This is a genomic window from Peribacillus sp. P4_C12 (genome assembly GCF_056402095.1).
This window is the reverse complement of the sequence record NZ_JBFUIB010001205.1, coordinates 1-535: the sequence shown is the minus strand read 5'-3', so window position 1 is coordinate 535 and position 535 is coordinate 1. Positions and strand designations below refer to the sequence as shown.

The following is a 535-nucleotide window of genomic DNA, read 5'->3' as shown; positions in this document are numbered from 1 at the left end:
GTATTCCAACATTTTTTTGAATTGGTACCAAGATACTTCACTAATAGCTTTAGCTAGTTTGTGATTTTTCATCATATTCGACACTTGCAAGTYTTCCATTCCAATAACATCGTGGTTTTTGATGATTTCGGTAGAAACTTTATGTAAGTAATCCATTCGGGCATTTGAAATTTTTTCGTGTAGGATAGCCACTTTTCGTTTTTGTTTTTGATAGTTTTTGGCTTCAGCCAATGGTTTATTTTGATTCAARGCTATTTCTTGTCGYCTTGAAAGAATCCGTTGTGCTTTGGCCAATTTCTTTTCGACCGTCYGGAAGAATTTTGGGTTTTGATAGACCRTACCATCTGAAAGAATAGCAAAATTCTTCAAACCAACATCTACACCGCACGAACGATTCGTTTTAGGAAGTACTTGTACATTGGTTTCCGCTAAAACGGAAATGAAATATTTACCCGAAGGGTTCCGCCTGATTGTGGCATTGATGATTCGCCCTTCGACTTCGCGGCTTTTAGCAAAACGAACTAGACCGAGTTTT

The 535-nt window shown here is 37.5% G+C and carries 1 protein-coding gene; it reads right to left on the bottom strand.

Going from position 1 to position 535, the window contains the following annotated elements; translation table 11 throughout:
- Positions 1-535, bottom strand: a 535-nt coding sequence (locus AC1DUW_RS32150) for an RNA-guided endonuclease TnpB family protein (protein WP_477644626.1), incomplete at both ends; no start/stop codon positions are given.